Below are 18,047 nucleotides of genomic sequence, written 5' to 3' on the forward strand. Positions count from 1 at the left end.
GACATCACTGCTACAGGAGCAAGTTCTCAATTCAACGGTTCAGTAGAACTTAATACACCTGGTATCGATCCCAACAGTGGCTTAGTTGAGCTACCCACAATAGCTGTAGAAACTGAAGTCGCGCAAGCCTGCGATAGTCCAGGTTATGCTCAAAGCAGCTTTATTATCACCGGACGAGGGGGTTTACCTCCTAATCCCACTAAGGATGTTCTCCCGAATGGCACAGTAGAAGTAGCTTGGGTGGCGCTCAAACCTAGCAGCGATGCCTTTGGCGGGCTACGCCGGAGCAACAGTCAACCTGTTACTACTAACCCAGTTACCACCACACCAGAACGTATTGTAGAAGCAAATGGATGGGTGGTAAATGAAAAAGGAGAAGTGGTACTTACAGCTAATGTTCCAGGTGGGGGTCGTGGTTCATGGCACAAGGCTGTATCTTGCAGTAATTATCAAGCTCATCAGTAAATGAGCGTCAATAATTGCTCAAATACTAGACATCTCCAGAAATTAAATATGCGTTATCTAAAACCCTTGTAGAGACGTAGCAATGCTACGTCTCTACATTCTTTTCACCAGATGTCTAATGAACAATACAGGAATATGTCTCATATAATGTCCGCTTGATTGCTTACTAAATCCCAAGAACCCCACCCCGCCAAAGCTACGCTTCGTCTCCCCTCCCCGCAAGCGGGGAGGGGTTGGGGGTGGGGTGTAATGACTGTGGTAATCATAACTAATTATCCGGACTTGATATCAATACGGTTGGGTTAAGAAGAATAGTAGGTTGGGTTGAGCATAAGCGAAACCCAACAAAGCCTTGATAATGTTGGGTCTACGTTCCTCAACCCAACCTACGCCAGTTTTAGTTTTTAGCCTTAACCCAAGCGTATTGGAATATGTCTTGTAGCAATTGTATATCTCAAAGCCAATTTCCTACTAAAACATAAGGTGCCCAGAAATAAGGGCTTTTTTGTTTAGCAAATACAGTTAATTGAGCACGCTGGAGTGCTTGGGCTTTACTGATCCCAGTATTTAAGTTTCGATAAAACTCACTCATAAGTTTAGCAGTCCATTGGTCATCCACTGACCATAAACTTGCTAGCGTACTGCGTGCGCCTGCTCGTACAGCTATACCAGCTAATCCTAAAGCAGCTCGCTGATCACCAAGAGCAGTTTTGCAAGCACTCAAGACAAGTAACTCGATGTTACCAGACCTACTTCTATCGCCAACTCGTAATAAACTATCAAATTGCTTAACTTTCAGTAGCTTATCCCAGGTGAGAAGAAAAGTTCTTTCAGGATCTGAACTAAACTCACCGTGAGTTGCTAAGTGAATTATAGAAAAAGGAGTTGCAAGCAATTGTTTTTGCAGGTTGCTATCGAGAAACTGCTGATTTAACAGTTCTTCACTTCTAGGAACCTCAGTTTGAATTTCTTTGAGTTCCCGTGCTACATTTTTCAGGGCTGAAAATTTCTGACCTCCTATAGAACGCGCTTCTCCTACTCCGGCAGTTAAAGCATTTAACTGTACTTTTTGCAAGGGTTTAGGATTAAACAATTGTAAACCAGGAGTTAAAGCGATCGCATATTTCTCCATGAGATATTTATTTTGCTGTGGATCGTAAAGAACCCCCATCGGAATATTTCTTAATTCCCCATCCAGTACAAAAACTAAAGTATTGATGCCACTTTTAACTAATTCAGTTTCGGCTCGTTGAATTAACCAGTTATATATTTTTTGGGACTGTTCTTTCACTTCATAAGTGCCCGCGACATCTGTTAAAGATTTCCGTAGTGAAGTAACAGTACTCTCTACTTTTTCTTGAGGTATCTTAGTGGTATAGTGCTGTAATTGTTGATTAGGCAAGGTAAGGATAACATCGAAACGATCGGGCAAAATAACTGAATAGATAACTGCTGCCTTTTTATCCTGCTCCACCACTTTGTCAATCTCTACAATTGGTTCTAAACAAGGTGAGCGAAAAAAGTTATTCAGTTCTGCAACCTGGAGTGACTCAATGACTTTACGTGCCTGTTTAAGATTGTATTGACTACTCTGTTGATCCTCTTGGGTATTTTCTGTTAGCAACTGTAATTCAACTAACTCTCGATAGATAGGTTCTACACTTTCTCGGAAAGAAAACTGAACATCTAAATTACTAGCAACTAAATCACCACGAAGAGATTCTAAAGTTTTGTAAGCTGTATCATACGCCTTGAGCGCAGCATTGAGATTTCCTTGTTGCTTGAGTAAACGTCCTTGCTGCCATTGCCACTGATAGAGAATGTCTGATGCATCAACAGTTTGAGCAATAAATAAAGCTTTTGTTGTTAGTTCTAGAGCATCAGCTAACTGCTTATTCTTTTCATACAGACGACCCAAAGTTCCAAGAGCATAAGATTGGGCTTGCTGGTCTTTTAGGCTTTGGGCCTCCTGTATCGCGGTAGACAAGAGTTGGGCAATATTTAAATTTGATAAAATAGGTGCATTAGTTTTTTGTGTTAAGTCCATTAAAATAGAGGCGAATTGAATCCGAGCGTATACTGAGTTTCGGCTAGGAACCAATTTATTAATTTCAGCCAGAATTTGCTCAGACAAGGATAAAGCTTGTTTAAACGTATTTGCGGCTTCTTTTTTAGAGAAAAATTCTAGAAGCAGGCTAAGTTGATTTAGCTGTGCTTGAATGCGCGTAGTACCTAGTGCGTTTATAGCCGCTTGCTGATAAAAGTTTAAAGCAGCTTGAAATTCTTGTTGACTAAGGTCTGTATTCCCTACCTCATGTTGAGTTTTTCCTTCGGCAAAGGCTGTATTACCTAAACTTAAAAAGGTATCACCTATAGCTGTTGGAGATTGTATAGCTGTTGCTAGAGTTAAACTTTGCTCTAAAACTTTTCGTGATTCATTGAAATCACCAATAACTCGTAGGACATTGCCAAGGCTATCTAGTCCAGCAACTTTGAGCGATGAATCTGGAAGAGTAGTAAGGTTTTGTTGAACTTCAGTTAAAGTTTTTTGTGCTTGGCGATAAAGCCCTAAAGCCTGCATAGCTTGAGCAGAGTTAATCTGATTACGAGTTAGTGTGGCGCGATCGCCTATTTGCTCATATATATCAGCAGCTTTTTGCCAAGTGGACAACGCGATTTCAGTTTGTCCTTGGGCTAATTGTAACTTTCCTTGTACATCTAGAGATTGCGCTATAATTGCAGCACGGTCTTTTGAGCTATCTAAATTCTTTAACAAATTAAGACTTTGGTTAATTGTTTGTTCGGCTTGTGTCTGTTTGCCAAGCTGTTGATAAATCAAGGCAAGATTGCTTAACACTACAGCTTGGTTAAGTTTGTCTCCTGTGTTATAGAAGCCAATAGCAGCTTGTTCTAAAACCTGAAGTGCTTCAGTAAATAAACCCGCCTCATACAAAGCTTTACCCTGTTCTACTAAGCTTTGATCTAAGGCAGATGAGTTTTGAATCTTAGTTTGTGGAATATTTAGGCTTATATGAGAAAAAGTTGCTAAAACAGGTGAACTAAAAATGCACAGTATGGCTGTTCCTACTAGGAGTAAGAAAAAGGTCAAGAATCTCGAACAAGATTGTAGCATACGCAATAATATTGTTAATTTAGCCATATCTCTTAGAGGTTGTTTGAAAAGTGGTTGGCTGTATCTTTGCACTAACTGATCCCCCCTAGCCCACGCCAGTCGCTCCACTTGGGGAGACCCCAAGACCGCGCTGGCTCCCCTTAAAAAGGGGGGAACCGGAATTAAAGTCCCCCAATGTATCGGGGGATTTAGGGGGATCTAGAACGTTTTGTTACCGAGAAGAAAACTTTTCAAACATCCTCTTATACTAATTTGATTGAGTTACGGTCTTTTCCTCACTCTCAAGTTCTACAATCGGTGCTGTTGCAAGTTCTGCCAAACCAACATCTTTTAACAAAAGTGTCCAATCTTCTGTAAAAATGCGTGAGTTGGGATTAGAACGATGCAGAGTAGCTAAATTAGTTAAAGCATCTTGCCAAATTTGGTTACGAGCATAGGTAGTATATTCTTGTGGTGTGCTTTTCAATTGAATTTCAAGATTAGAATTTAATGGCACACGCTGTATCCATGCATTCACATAAAAATACTCTGATTGTTCCTGGAGATTGCCACAGAAAACTTTAAAATACCACTGATAGTTTTTCTTGATTTTTAGAGCCGACTGTGAATTGTGCGGTAACTTAATACCAAAAATACTAGCCTTTCGTGGTAGTGATAGAGATGTCGTGTAGATGTTTTTGCCATTTTCATCTTGAAGTTTAAACTCCCCAAGAACAGCATTCTTTGGTAATTCGGGTACAAAAAACCAAAAAGTTGGATATTCAGAGATAGTGAATGTTAAAAAAGATTTTGATTCATCCCCAATTTCTTCACCAGGAACTAAAGCAGTAATTGGCGTGTTCAACGGAGTGCAACCATCACGGCTTGTACCTCCTTTACGACGTCCAGTAGGTGCGCCGCCGCCGCTAGCTGGAAATTTTGGAAGTTGAGTAGATTGGCTAGGTTTATTAACAAGGGGTTGGTTAAGTAATTGAACCAGTTGTGCCGAAACTGTTGTGGGGCAACTTACCAATCCAAAAAGTACTAAAGTCATAATGCAAGTAAGTTTCATCAAAAATATACTCCGTTGAACTAAGCAATATAAACGTCAGTAACAGAAAAGAAACTAACTTTAAGCTTGTAGTAAGAATGATAAATGTGAAACACACTAAAGTTTTATAAGCAGCGATGAAAGCAGGGCAAACACACGTAATTATTGAAATCCTTAATGTGTAAGGATATTGATTTAAAATAGCCGAGACAATGAAAAGTCCAAACCCTTGCTATTAAAGGGTTTTTATTCTTTAAATGCATTTACCGTGACTATGAAAGACATTGCAGTAATTTACTGTATTCAACAATTTACTAATGTAACTACACTAGAAAGATATAAGATTACGGAAAGTGAGTTTATCTAAATTTTTCTTGACAAAAACTTTAATTTGTGTATAAACGAATAATTAAAGTTTCTCGTTTGGTTTGTTTCCCAAGGATTAAAGCGATGCCTAAGCACTTACCCTATAAAAAGATACCATCTGTCACATTTTAGATCCACGCTACACAACAAATAATTACGCCTAAAATAATATCAATAATGCTTACTTATTGATACTAAGTCTTCTTCTTGATCAGATGTGCTGAACCTCTAAGATTACGGTAGATATAAACTATAAAATGCTTAATCTAATTTCCGCTCAAATATATAATTTTGAGTTAAGTAAAGAATTGTAAATATTCTTGACTACTTTGGGAATGAAAAATTTTATATTTATTTACAATGTTTGCAATGTTGCATGGTGTTATTTTGAGCTTTTTAGCGTGTTAATACTAAATATAATAACATTATCAATGTAAATATATAAAAAGTTGCTTACGAAAGCTACCGATTACGAACGCCTCTAGACACAACAGCTACTTGTGTAGCTATTAATGCCAATGCTGGTGGGATAAATGGTATCCATCCTGCCTGGGTAAAAATCCCAAAACATATATTAAATAATGAGAATAGCATTATTATCCCAGCTGCCCCAAGACGCATAGGATGCCGAATATACCATGCTAAAATTCCTCCTAATAACGACCATCCCCATACCCAAAGTGCTTCAACCCAAGTCGGCCACCACCAAAGCAGAGGTCGATGATCTAGAACAGCACTGAGGATCTGGCTGGTCATGTGAGCTTGAACAAAGACCCCTGGTATCAGCTTTTGATTTGACTCTGCTTTAGCACTATAAGGAGTTTTCCAGTAATCAGTAGTTGTTGGAGCAGTAACACCAATCAAAATAATCTGCCCCTTCAATAACTCGACTAATTCCGAATTAATTTTATTGTTAAGAACATCTCTGAGAGATACTTGTTGAGCAATGTTTTGAGGAGAAGAAAGCGAACGGTAATTTGCTAGCACTTGATAACCCGATGCATCGATTCCTTGGTAGCCGCTAGTATGAGATTTTAATTGCTTAAATACGACGTTGCCTATCTGCAAGTTACCTTGTGAGTTGATATATGAATTGATACCTTTAGCCTCCAAATAATGAAGCGCGATTTGGAGGCTAAAAGCATATTCTGCCGCACACGGAGATGTTAAAGGAGGTGTTAAATGCAAAAGCTGACGGCGGGCTATGTCATTATCATCTGCAACAAAATCACTAAAGCTTTGGCGTTCTTCTGGAACTTCAGGCGGTGGAGGAGTGCCTTCTGGCGCACCATCAAGAGCCGCAGAAACTTTGCATACGGTAAAAAGACGTTTATCTTGTTGTAGCCTAGTTGCTAAATCTGCACTATTGGAGTCTACAGGAAAATCACGATAGATGTCTAAGCCGATAGTTCTTGGCTGATACTGATCTAGTTTTTTTAATAATTCTGCGAGTGCTTGGTCTGAGAGTGACCATCGCATATTCATATTCATGCGGTTCTGATACTGGATATCCGCTTCATCAATAGTGACGATCACAAAACGCGAATCTGGTTTTTCCTCTGGGCGTAGCCCCATCATGTGGTCGAAAGCTTTTAATTCTGATGGTTGCAATAACCCAAGCGATCGCACCCCCATTACCAAACCACTAATAACCAAACTTGATAACAGCACTGCTTGAATACTACGCCACCGTAACTGTGCTTTAGTTCTATATTTATTTACTTGAGGCTTGCTAATTTCTGTTTGGGGATTTCTCAGAAAATCTTTCCAAGTAGGTGGCACTGCTGCTGGATTTTGGCAAATTACAGGTAAGCAAACCGCACAAGGATATTTATCTTCAATGCCATGTAATTTTTCCCTTGATTCTCGTACTGCTAAGTACATAGACTCACCACTGGAAAATTTTTTGAGGAAATTCTTTAAAAATTCCTGTGCCACTAAGTCTGGCACTGCTTCCCGCATAACGATAATTTGTGGGATGTGCAAGTCTTCTAATTGATGTGCTAGTCCTAGTCCATCACAAGAATTAAAAATCGCTAACTGCAACCCTTTGCTGACAGCTTTTAAAAGACCATACTTTAGTTCATCAATTGTCAAGCAATCTGTTTTATTAATATAAATATTGCCGCTCTTACCATCCTCAAGGCTCTCACTATGACCTGCAAAAAATAATATGTCCCAGTCTTGTTCCCAAATTTGTTCATTTAACTGGCTGCGCTGTGGTTCTACGAGAAAAGTTGTTTCTGCATCTGGTAACATCTCCAATAGCTCTCGATCTTTCTCAATTAAGATTCCCTCACTATTACCCAGAATTGCTAAGATTTTTACCTTCCCTCCAGTAGTACTTGTCTTTGATTTTGCCAGATATTCATATTCTGGTGCGCTTAAGGCAACTTCTGCTTGAGAGTAATCCTCAAAAAAATCCCATAAATGCCACGGAAGACGACGTAGCCAAGTGTCACTGGTTTTAATTAGTACGCGCACTGTATCATCTAATGTTAGCTGTTTGAGTAATTTCTCCTTGAGTGGGCGAAACGAGTTACAGTTGAGCCAACTATTCATTTGCTGACTTAACTTTTCGTTTAACTTGCGGCATTTTTTAAGATACTCACTAAGAGAACTTCCGACATGAATGTTCACAGGTGTAAGGCGAAAATTTGATAAACTGCGATAGGTTATTCGCCAAAGCTCATAATCTGCAATGATCTCTGGCTTTGGGGTCAGATAGCCTTGAACTTCTATACTGGCGCGATCGCCTTCTGCTCCGATCTCAAGTGTGACTTTTACCCCCTGGCTTAAATCACCATCTAGCTTCAACACAACCAACTTCTGCATGAGTAGGAATCAACCAATGTATGTACTTAAATAACAAAATTCTCAGTAATATTAGTATTTCCCAATTCTAAGTTAACGCTAAAATGTTCTCCTATTTGAGCATTAAACTCTAGTGTTACATGAGTACTGCCACTTCTAGCGTGAGCTTCCATAACAGTAGTCCCTTTCTCATCTATCACTTTAACGATGAGATTGTTGGGTAAGTAGGCTTGCTCATCGGATGGATGCACCTGCAATTTCAGTTGGATTTCTACAGAATTTTTTGGTGTGAGTGTAACAACTAATGCCAGCGATTGTCCCGGAAGTTCTATCCCCATGTCAATTAGCTTACCCCGCGTCACTCCGTTTAGATAACGAAAAGCTAATTGTGGTGTTTTTGATGCTAAAATTTTTTCTATTGGCTGCCAACCTGCATCAATTATATTTTGTAACCAGTAGCTCAACTTGACTTCCGTCGGGTTGCTTTCAAGTGAATCAAGATATGCAAGTAAGTCTTCAATAGTCTCTAACTCGTTAAAAAAAAGTTCACCAGCTTTTACTGTTTTAGCAAACCCCACTAAAACTGCTTGTTGATGTTCTATGTCTAGCTCAACTACAACTACGCCGATTCTGTCATCCGGGATTTCTGGTGGAATATAGCAGAGATGACCAGGGCTTGCGGGGCGACATTCTAAGTGACCCAATGCACTCAACTTGAGGTCAGCCACATCTGCATAATAGCGCATGGCACAATTCCAACTATCGCTAGCCTTTGGGTATGTGGGAATGTTCATCATTTCCATATAATCATTTACCGCACATACGGCCAACGTATTAAGATATACCTGCTTTTTCTTTTCTGGTGTCACCTGTTCATCAGCAAAAAAGCGTGCTATCTTTAGCGCTGCTTGGGTAATAGATACCGGAATGGATTTTTCTTCTAAGTTTTTAGTGTTATGAATCATAAATTTCCTTCCACTTTATAGATAGTCTTCTACTTTAGATATCTCTGCCTTAATCCCAAATTTCGTGATACCCTTGCCTGAGAGCAAAATTTCGTAAGCGAGGTAAGCATTCACGTTTATAGAAATTGGGTGCAGTTGATGGGGGTAAGTTGAATTCCTTAGCGATGTTTTTCCAGGGAGTTTCTGGAGGCAGGCGTCGCAGGATCAATATTTGGCAAGTTACCTCAGGTCGTCCTTTAACATGAGTACTGGCTAAGTCATTGTCTGGATCTGTAAAAGCCCATTGGTAAGTCTCTTCCAAAATTGGTGGAATATCAGCTGCTGCTGGCAAACTTTCGATTGCTTCCGTTGTATTTTCAATTTCCAAGCTAGATATAAAAACAGTCTTAGCTTGAATTTGGGCTTCTCTAGAGCGAAAATCTTGCAGTCGCCACTTGAGACAATTGTCGAGCCAGGTGATCACACTACAACTCTCCGGGTTATACTGCTCTGGGTTCCGGCAGAAATATAACCAAGTTTGTTGCAGAGCATCATTATAATAAGCTGTGTTCTCTTTCCAGAGTTTGCCCGATTTCATTACGACTCTAACTATCTCACTAAGTTTTTGCCGCCGCATCAAACTTTTTGCTGGATACGAACAGGCTTGGGCAACGAGATGCTGGAGTTGTTGGTTTAGATTACTTACTGTGTGGACGTTTGTCATAGAAAATCTCCTGGTGAAATACTTGCAGAAGTAGTCTAGAGATGCCTCTGACTGTTTAAATTTCTAATAAACGAATCCATAACTTAACGTTTAATACCTGTGTTATTAGAGCTTATTATCTAGTTATCAAACTCAAGTTCAAGTTTTTCGCAAAAATTCATAAAAAGTTTTCTCACCAGTCTTTCATAGGGATTTGCCTTTTTTGTATGTAGCAATTTGCTTAAATTACGTGAAAAATCTAAGTATATATAGGGCGCGTTAGGACGGAGACTGTAGCGCAACAAAGTCTCCGGATGGTGCATTACAAAACGCTTTTACATCCTACATGTATTTCAAAAATCAAATATCATTCCTATAGAACTAATCTGCCTATTGAATACATAATTTATAGGACTTACGCATTGACAAGAAATATTAAATATGGATCAATGTTAAAAACTATATCTTTCGTAAGGGCACAGCATTGCTGTGCCCCTACAGCATGGTCTATTTAGGGACTTCCAAGAAATAAATTACCCAAATAAACGTAGACGCTGCATCGGCTTGCCGCAGGCTACCACTCCAGACACAGAGAAGCCAGTGCGCCCTTGCGGTTAAGAGACTTGTAGCAACTGGCGCGACACAGAGGAATGAGGAGGAGAGAGCTTTTTCGTTAATTTTTGAGTATTTTTTTATTTGGAAGTCCCTTATACCAATTCTGTATAAAGATGCGCTAAACCATATTTAAGTACAAGAAAGAAGAAAGAGAAACGAACCGCAAAGGACGCAAAGGACACAAAGAAAGAAAGAAAGAAGTTAAAAGGGTTTGGCGCAGCCTCACAAAGAAATGGTATTACGATCGCAGAATAATTAAGAAAAGCCTGAAAACTTCCTATTTTAGGTAATGCACATCACGATGCATTTGTACAGTGCGTAACTCCTAATTTAGTTTTGTGTCACCTGTAAGTTGATTTTGGTTAAATATAAACTTTTGTAAAGATATTAAATTCCTGCGAAAATTTTAAATTTTGGAATGATGACACTACAGAGGCAAAAAGGAAGTGGCAGGAGAGAATTCAAAGTTTAATCCCAGACAACACAACTTTGCCAAAGTCAAATCACATAATTATAAGAAGATTATCATGGCAGGCAAGCTGGAAGCTATCATATCGTGTCCGGTTAAAGACTTATCATTAAGACCATACGGGGCAGAGGGAAAGAGGGGTTTCAAATTTTTGTGGTATCTGTAACTAATTAGCCGGACATGATATCAGGTATAGTTCTCATCAATGGGACAGATGATAAAAACTGGTCTTTCGATTATATTAAGGAGATGTCTAATGAGAATTGCTGGTTAGAGGAGCGTTTTATCGTCGTTTACGTTTTCAACCTGATTTATTCCTATTTTTTTAAATTTTTCACCTTTAGATCCTGATTATTTGTTCTTTGATTAATTCTATACCTGATTTTATATAGAATATTTACCTGATTTTTTCCTCTTGTATTCTAGTTGAATAAGATAGTTAATGTAAAGAGTGTTCACAGCAAAATTAAAAATACATAATTCAGTAGTAAAACACTCTTTATACCTGGGTAATATACTTAGCTTGTGTACCTCACCAACTTGAAATCTGCTGTATTTTTAACGTTGGTTGTGAGCAAAAGTAATTTAAATGGGTTTGCGCCATAACACCAACTGCTTATATTCCTACCCAAGAGGTAGCTTACCAGTGAGAAATAAATATGAAAATAAAAAAAGCTGAAATTTCCGTAAAACATGAATTAACCCTTGAATATTAATTAGAGCCAAATAAACCAGCAAGTTTATCAAAGTGCATCAAAATAGTTCTCTAGGAAAAGAAATAAATTATATGGATGCTCAAAGTCAAGAGCAATTGCATAGTCAACTGCAACGGGTTCCAATTGCCATTATAGGTATGTCTGCTTTATTTCCGAAAGCTAAAAACTTGCAGGAATATTGGGATAATATTATTGGCAAAGTCGATTGCATTACTGATATTCCCACTTCTCGCTGGAATATAGACGACTACTACGACCCAGATCCTACATCTCCCGATAAAACCTACTGTAAGCGGGGTGGATTCATCCCAGACATCGATTTTAACCCTCTGGAATTTGGGCTGCCTCCAAATATTTTGGAAGTGACTGATATTGCCCAGTTACTATCGTTAGTTGTGGCAAAAGCTGCGATGGAAGATGCCGGTTACGGGGAATCGAAAAACTTTAGTAGCGATATCCACGATAAGCTTCGTCAACGCACCGGTGTAGTTTTGGGTGTGATTGGGGGATGTATGCAATTAATCGTCCCGTTGACTACTCGATTGCAATATCCTGTTTGGGAAAAAGTTCTCAAAAGCAGTGGAATGTCCGATCAAGATACGCAGAAAGTCATTGAGAAAATGAAGCTGGCTTATGTAGGTTGGGAAGAGAATTCCTTTCCGGGTTGGCTCGCCAATGTAGTTTCTGGACGGATTGCCAACCGCCTGGATTTGGGAGGAATGAATTGCGTAGTAGATGCAGCCTGTGCTAGTTCCCTAACCGCTCTGAAGATGTCTATCAGCGAGTTAATTGAGCGCCGATGCGACATGATGATCACCGGTGGGGTAGAGACTGATAACTCTATTTTCAACTATATGTGTTTTAGCAAAACACCCGCCTCATCTAAAAAAGACTATTTGAATCCTTTCGATGCGGAGTCGGATGGGATGATGGTTGGTGAAGGTATTGGGATGTTGGTGCTGAAACGCCTTGAGGATGCAGAGCGCGACGGCGATCGCATTTATGCAGTCATCAAAGGTATGGGTACTGGTAGTGATGGGAAATCTAAGAGCATTTACGCCCCTCATCCAGAAGGGCAAACTAGGACATTACGCCGGGCCTATGAAGATGCAGGTTTTCCTCCCACGAGTATTGGGCTGATCGAAGCGCATGGTACGGGAACCCCAGTTGGTGACTTATGCGAGTTTACAGCCTTAAATGAAGTTTTCAGTGAGAACAACCTTCAAAAAGAGCATATTGCACTAGGGAGTGTCAAATCTCAGATTGGACATACTAAGGCTGCTGCGGGTTCTGCGAGTCTGATTAAAGCGGTACTGGCTCTACATCACAAGGTACTACCGCCCACTATTAACGTTACTAATCCGAATCCTAAGTTTGGAATTGACAACTCTCCGTTTTACCTAAACACGGAGGTAAGACCTTGGCTCCAACCGGATGCAGACACACCGAGACGAGCTGGAGTAAGTTCATTTGGTTTTGGTGGCACAAATTATCATGTAGTTTTAGAAGAATATAAGAGCGAACAAAACTTTGCTTATCGTTTGCACAACGCTCCCCAGTCAGTTCTACTTTGGGCTGATACTCCAGAGCAGTTGTTGGCTAAATGTGAGGATGCAAAGTCACAGTTAGAATCCGCTACTGGCAATCAATACTATAAAGAACTAATTAATTGCTCTAAATCTTCAGATATTCCTCTTGCTGCCGCCAGAGTGGGGTTTGTAGCTATATCCCAACTAGAAGTTGGGGAATTACTACAGATTGCGATTAAGCAGCTCCAAAAACAACCGCAAGCATCAACTTGGGAACATCCTCGTGGGGTTTACTACCGCAAGTTAGGTATGTCTCTTGAAGGTAAAGTGGTGGCTATGTTTCCAGGGCAGGGATCTCAATATTTGAATATGGGTAGTAAACTAGCCATTAACTTCCCTACTCTGCGCCAAGCCTACAAATCTCTGGATGACCTCTTCATTCATAATGGTTTACAACCAGTTTCTCAAGTTGTTTTCCCTCATCCTACATTTGACAGCAATCAAAAAGCTAGCCAGATTGAAGCTTTGCAACGGACTGAAAATGCTCAACCAGCGATCGGCGCTTTTAGTGCGGGTTTATACAAAATCCTCCAACAGGCTGGGTTCAAGGCAGATTTTGTTATGGGGCATAGCTTTGGAGAATTAACGGCTCTCTGGGCTGCTGGGGTTTTGAGTGATGCAGATTACTTCTACCTAGTTAAAGCTAGGGGTCAAGCAATGAGTAGCACAAAAAATGATGCTGATTGTGATGCTGGAAGTATGCTGGCTGTAAATGGAGAAATTCGGCAAATTCCCGAAATAATCAAGGGTTTATCTCATCTTAATGTTGCCAACTTTAATTCTCCAAATCAGGTTGTGCTATCGGGGGCAAAGCCAGAAATTGCTACCATCCAACAAATTCTGAGCAAACGCGGTTATTCTGTCACCCCACTACCCGTATCTGCGGCATTTCATACCCGTTTCGTCAGTCATGCGTGCCAACCCTTTGCCGAAGCGATTGGGGCGATCGCTTTCCACAGTCCAAAAATTCCCGTCTATTCCAATACCACTGGCAAAGCTTACTCAACTGAGCCTGAGAGCATTCAAAAAACCCTTGAAGGGCATCTTCTTCAGTCGGTACTGTTTGAACAAGAAATAGAGAATCTCTATGCTGCTGGTGGTTATTGCTTCGTGGAAATTGGCCCCAGACAAATCCTTACCAATTTTGTGAAAGCTACCCTTGGCGATCGCCCCCACCTAGCGATCGCCCTAAATCCCAGTCGGGAAAAAGATAGCGATCTCCAAATGCGGCAGGCAGTTATGCAACTACGTGTAGCTGGTTTACCCTTACAAAACCTTGATCCTTATCAGTTTGAGCCTCTATCTACCGAAGTTGCAAAAAATAATCGGCTGAATATAACTCTTAAGGGCAGTAACTATGTCAGTGAGAAAACAAAAACAGCTTTTGAAAAAGCTTTGCAAGATGGTCACCAGATACAGCCAGAAATGGTCAATCAACCTGAAACAGCTACTGCTGCTCAATTCGTTTCACTGACAGCTCCAACTGTCAATACAAATGTTCCCATCAATGTCACGCTACCAGAACCAACTGTCAACGCAGATATTGCCTTTTTAGAACCTATAACTGTTAACACAGATGTGATTTCAACCGACTTTATGTCTGCGACGTCTGCACATCCGCTAACAGAGACTGCTAATACTTCAGATTTGTCTTTTATTGTTCCTTACATTGAGTCAAAAGAAATGATGCAACCTATTTCCCAATCCGCTCATAATACCTTTCCTGTTGTAGGTACTTATTTAGAGAATGTTTTGATCCAGTTTTATAATCATCAGTCGGAAATTCTGCGGGTACATGACCAATACCTCAAGAGTCAAGCACAATCCTCTCAATCCTTTTTCCAACTGATGCAGGAACAATATCGTGTGCTACAAGGAAGTACTAATACCAACCGTCAGTGCATAGATTCAACTGTTGAAAAAACACTAACTAACGAGCTACAAGCTAATTTAGGTGCAACTGCCAGTACAGAAATTGCTGAACTACAGGCTACTCCTGTTGTTACTCAAGCACCAATATTAGAAACTCAACAACAGGTTCCGGCAAATACTTTGGCATTTACGACGCCAGTTGTCCAGCCACAGGTTACTTCTGTTGGTGATCAGACACCTAAACTAGAAACTCCTGTTAATACTTTGGTATCTATCACACCAGTTGCCCAAGTACAAACTAATTCAATCAATCATCTGACTATTCCATTACCCGCTACGCAAGAAAATTCATCTATAGAAACAGAGTCTTATAATGCTTCTATAGTCGAGTCTTTGTTGAGTGTAATCAGTGATAAAACAGGTTATCCAGCAGAGATGTTAGAGGCAGAAATGCACTTAGAAGCAGATTTGGGAATTGATTCAATTAAAAGGGCCGAAATTATCGGTGCAATGCAGGATTTATTTCCTAATTTGCCCAAGTTGAGTCCAGAAGAACTAGGAGAACAGCGAACAATTGGCAAGATTAGTGCCTACTTGGGGACAAAGATAGCAGAGGCTAAAAAAAAATGCTTCAGCGTGGTCTGATAACCAGCAACCTCAAATAAATCACCGCATTCGGCGCTGTCTGGTCAAACTTATGCCTCTATCTGTACCTGATTTCTGGCAATTTACTCTACCTGAGTTTCATACTTGTCTACTTACAGATGACGGTTCCCTGACCACCAATAGATTAGCTAAACTATTGAGCGAGGAAGGTTGGCAAGTAGTTGTTCTTAGCTTTCCTCAATCTATGATTATGGAGCGCCCACCTCTACCCCAAGGAGTGAATCGCGTCGTACTTGCGGATTTTAGTGAAGAACATCTGCAACAGCAACTGGCAATTATCTCACAGACTTATGGTTTGATTGGAGCTTTCATCCATCTACATCCCGAACATAAGGTATGTGATTCTAAATCTGAAAAGTCCATCCTCAAGAGTGTATTTCTTTTAGCAAAGCACTTAAAGCGATCGCTCAATCAAGTTGCACAAACAGGACGTAGTTGTTTCCTCACTGTTGCTCGTCTTGATGGTGAGTTTGGACTAGGGGCAACAATTGACTTCAGCGCCATTAGTGGTGGTCTGTTCGGTCTTACAAAAACTCTCAATCTGGAGTGGGAAGGAGTGTTTTGCCGAGCAATCGACCTGAGTCCCGAATTAAATGCAGAAGCTTCAGCAAACTTGATTATGGCTGAACTGCACGATCCTAATTCCCTAATTTTGGAAGTTGCATATAACTCTCAGGGAAGAGTAACTTTAGCATCCGAAACAGCATCTATCGCTTAGTAATCCACAGGTATAACTTAGAGCGGTTTTACAGCAGATTAAAAGCTGGGTTTCTTGAAGGTTATACATAACACATAACAAAGGTTAAACCACAGAAACCCGCTTTGTTTAAGCTCATCTCAATCCCTGTGTTGGCGCACTAAAAATAAGTAAAATGAATAGAAATACCAAAATTGATTCATCATCCGTTATTCTTGTTAGCGGTGGAGGAAGAGGGGTTACAGCGCAATGCACCATCAAATTAGCAAAGCAATATCAGTGTAAATTTATATTGCTTGGCCGCTCTCAACTTGCTAAAACTGAACCGGAATGGGCTAAAGACTGCTATAATGAAACTGAAATAAAAAAACGGATTATGCAGGATTTAATTGCCCAAGGCGATAAACCTACACCTGTAAAAATCCAAAAAGCATTTAATTATTTATCAGCCCAGCGAGAAATTAGCACAACACTCTCTACGATTCAACAAGCTGGAGGGCAAGCAGAATATCTCAGTGTCGATATTACCAATTATTCTGCTTTACAGGTGGAATTAGCACCAATCGTTCAGCGACTAGGGCAAATTACAGGAATTATTCATGGGGCTGGTAACTTAGCAGATAAGTTAATTGAAAACAAAACAGAGCAGGATTTTGAAACTGTTTATACTGCTAAAGTTGAAGGTTTAGAAAGCTTAATTAATTCTGTAAAACCAAATCAATTAAATTTCATTGTTCTCTTTTCCTCCTTTGTAGCTTTTTATGGTAATCCAGGTCAATCGGATTATGCACTAGCCAACGAAATACTCAATAAAACAGCCTATTTACTCCAGCGTAAATACCCTTATTGCCGCGTAGTTTCTATCGGTTGGGGCCCTTGGGATGGCGGGATGGTTACACCACAATTAAAGAAGTTCTTCGAGCAGCTAAATATGGAACTAATCCCGATGGAAGTTGGGAGCCAGATGTTAGTTAATGAACTGAATTATTCTAATCATGGAACTGCACAAACTTTGATAATTAGCAGCCCAATTGTAGCCCAAAGAAAACAGCTAAATCCTGAGTTACAGTCATTTCGGATTCGCCGGAAATTAACATTAGCAGCCAACCCATTTGTCTACGATCACGTAATTGGCGGTAATCCAGTTTTGCCAGCGATGTGCAGCATAGCATGGATTGCTAATACTTGTGAGCAACTTTACCCAGGTTACAAATTTTTTAATTGTAACAGTTACAAAGTTCTTAAGGGAATTATTTTCGATGAAACTCTTGCAAAAGAATATTTCTTGGATTTAAAGGAAATTAATAAATCTGATTCTGGAGAAATAAATTTTGAAGCGTTGCTATGGAGCGAAAGTAGCAAAGGTATACCTCATTATCATTACAGTGCTCAAATAAAGCTTGTACAGGAAATTCTTTCAGCGCCTACTTATAAAGAATTTACTCAAAATCAAGATCCAGAGGTATTCAGTCTTTTACCTTATGAAAATGGAATGTTATTTCACAGACCAATTTTTCAGGGAATAAAACGGATTCTCAATATCACTTCTGATAAACTAACTGCTCAATGTTTATTAGACAATGTTGAAGTAGAAAAACAAGGGCAATTTCCCTTACAAACATTCAATCCTTACACATCTGATATTTTATTTCAGTGCCTATTAGTTTGGGTCAGACACTTTTATAATTTAGGTAGCTTACCCTTGAAAGTGCAAAATCTGAAACAGTTCAGACCGATTCCATTAGACCAAGAATTTTATGTTTCTGTAGAAGTTTTATCAGAAAGTGAAAGTAATGTATATGCTAGCGCCACAGCACATGATGCTCAAGGGCAAGTATATATCCATATTTCACAAATGCAAGTTACTACAAGTGAACGGCTTAACCTTCTTTTCTTAAACAATTCTTGTTTAGAAATAGATAACTCAAAAATTGTTAATTAATAATACTTAGTTATATATAAGGAAAT

At 39.7% G+C, this 18,047-nt stretch carries 8 protein-coding genes and 2 pseudogenes; 5 read left to right on the forward strand and 5 right to left on the reverse strand.

Translation table 11 applies throughout. The annotated features are described in order from the left end of the window. A pseudogene (locus tag LC586_RS20590) lies at nt 1-465 on the forward strand (filamentous hemagglutinin N-terminal domain-containing protein); the annotation flags it as partial. Between the two features lie 454 nt (nt 466-919). On the opposite strand, the gene LC586_RS20595 reads toward LC586_RS20590, so the two are convergent. From LC586_RS20595 to LC586_RS20615, 5 genes are all read right to left on the reverse strand, one after another. Further along, on the reverse strand, nt 920-3,625 hold the full coding sequence (locus tag LC586_RS20595) for a CHAT domain-containing protein (protein WP_229486565.1): 2,706 nt from the start codon (nt 3,623-3,625) through the stop codon (nt 920-922). A gap of 220 nt (nt 3,626-3,845) precedes the next feature. Next, on the reverse strand, nt 3,846-4,631 hold the full coding sequence (locus LC586_RS20600) for a DUF928 domain-containing protein (protein ID WP_229486566.1): 786 nt from the start codon (nt 4,629-4,631) through the stop codon (nt 3,846-3,848). A gap of 825 nt (nt 4,632-5,456) precedes the next feature. Then, a complete protein-coding gene (locus LC586_RS20605) occupies nt 5,457-7,829 on the reverse strand; it encodes a CHASE2 domain-containing protein (protein WP_229486567.1) in 2,373 nt (790 codons plus the stop codon). A gap of 26 nt (nt 7,830-7,855) precedes the next feature. Beyond that, nucleotides 7,856-8,773, reverse strand: a complete 918-nt coding sequence (locus LC586_RS20610; protein ID WP_229486568.1) for a DUF1822 family protein — start codon at nt 8,771-8,773, stop codon at nt 7,856-7,858. A 49-nt stretch (nt 8,774-8,822) separates the two neighbouring features. Beyond that, nucleotides 8,823-9,476, reverse strand: coding sequence for a sigma-70 family RNA polymerase sigma factor (locus LC586_RS20615; RefSeq protein ID WP_229486569.1), 654 nt, complete (start codon nt 9,474-9,476; stop codon nt 8,823-8,825). 1,805 nt (nt 9,477-11,281) lie between these two features. Between LC586_RS20615 and LC586_RS20620 the strand changes: the two are divergent. The 4 genes and pseudogenes from LC586_RS20620 to LC586_RS20630 form a co-directional block, all read left to right on the forward strand. After that, a pseudogene (locus LC586_RS20620) lies at nt 11,282-15,013 on the forward strand (beta-ketoacyl synthase N-terminal-like domain-containing protein); the annotation flags it as partial. Between the two features lie 99 nt (nt 15,014-15,112). After that, nucleotides 15,113-15,361, forward strand: coding sequence for a phosphopantetheine-binding protein (locus LC586_RS42705; RefSeq protein ID WP_438822917.1), 249 nt, complete (start codon nt 15,113-15,115; stop codon nt 15,359-15,361). A gap of 52 nt (nt 15,362-15,413) precedes the next feature. Beyond that, on the forward strand, nt 15,414-16,100 hold the full coding sequence (locus LC586_RS20625) for a Rossmann-fold NAD(P)-binding domain-containing protein (RefSeq protein WP_229486571.1): 687 nt from the start codon (nt 15,414-15,416) through the stop codon (nt 16,098-16,100). A 154-nt stretch (nt 16,101-16,254) separates the two neighbouring features. Then, a complete protein-coding gene (locus tag LC586_RS20630; RefSeq protein ID WP_229486572.1) occupies nt 16,255-18,021 on the forward strand; it encodes an SDR family NAD(P)-dependent oxidoreductase in 1,767 nt (588 codons plus the stop codon). Nucleotides 18,022-18,047: the final 26 nt, after the last annotated feature.

Origin of the sequence: Nostoc favosum CHAB5714 (assembly GCF_020829495.1) — a bacterium.
Classification (GTDB): Bacteria; Cyanobacteriota; Cyanobacteriia; order Cyanobacteriales; family Nostocaceae; genus Nostoc; species Nostoc favosum.

Coding starts and splice junctions, on each gene's coding strand:
- LC586_RS20605 (WP_229486567.1), bottom strand. CDS start 7,829: ATGCAGAAGTTGGTTGTGTTGAAGCTAGATGGTGATTTAAGCCAGGGG.
- LC586_RS20615 (WP_229486569.1), bottom strand. CDS start 9,476: ATGACAAACGTCCACACAGTAAGTAATCTAAACCAACAACTCCAGCAT.
- LC586_RS20600 (WP_229486566.1), bottom strand. CDS start 4,631: ATGACTTTAGTACTTTTTGGATTGGTAAGTTGCCCCACAACAGTTTCG.
- LC586_RS20595 (WP_229486565.1), bottom strand. CDS start 3,625: ATGGCTAAATTAACAATATTATTGCGTATGCTACAATCTTGTTCGAGA.
- LC586_RS20630 (WP_229486572.1), top strand. CDS start 16,255: ATGAATAGAAATACCAAAATTGATTCATCATCCGTTATTCTTGTTAGC.
- LC586_RS20625 (WP_229486571.1), top strand. CDS start 15,414: ATGCCTCTATCTGTACCTGATTTCTGGCAATTTACTCTACCTGAGTTT.
- LC586_RS20610 (WP_229486568.1), bottom strand. CDS start 8,773: ATGATTCATAACACTAAAAACTTAGAAGAAAAATCCATTCCGGTATCT.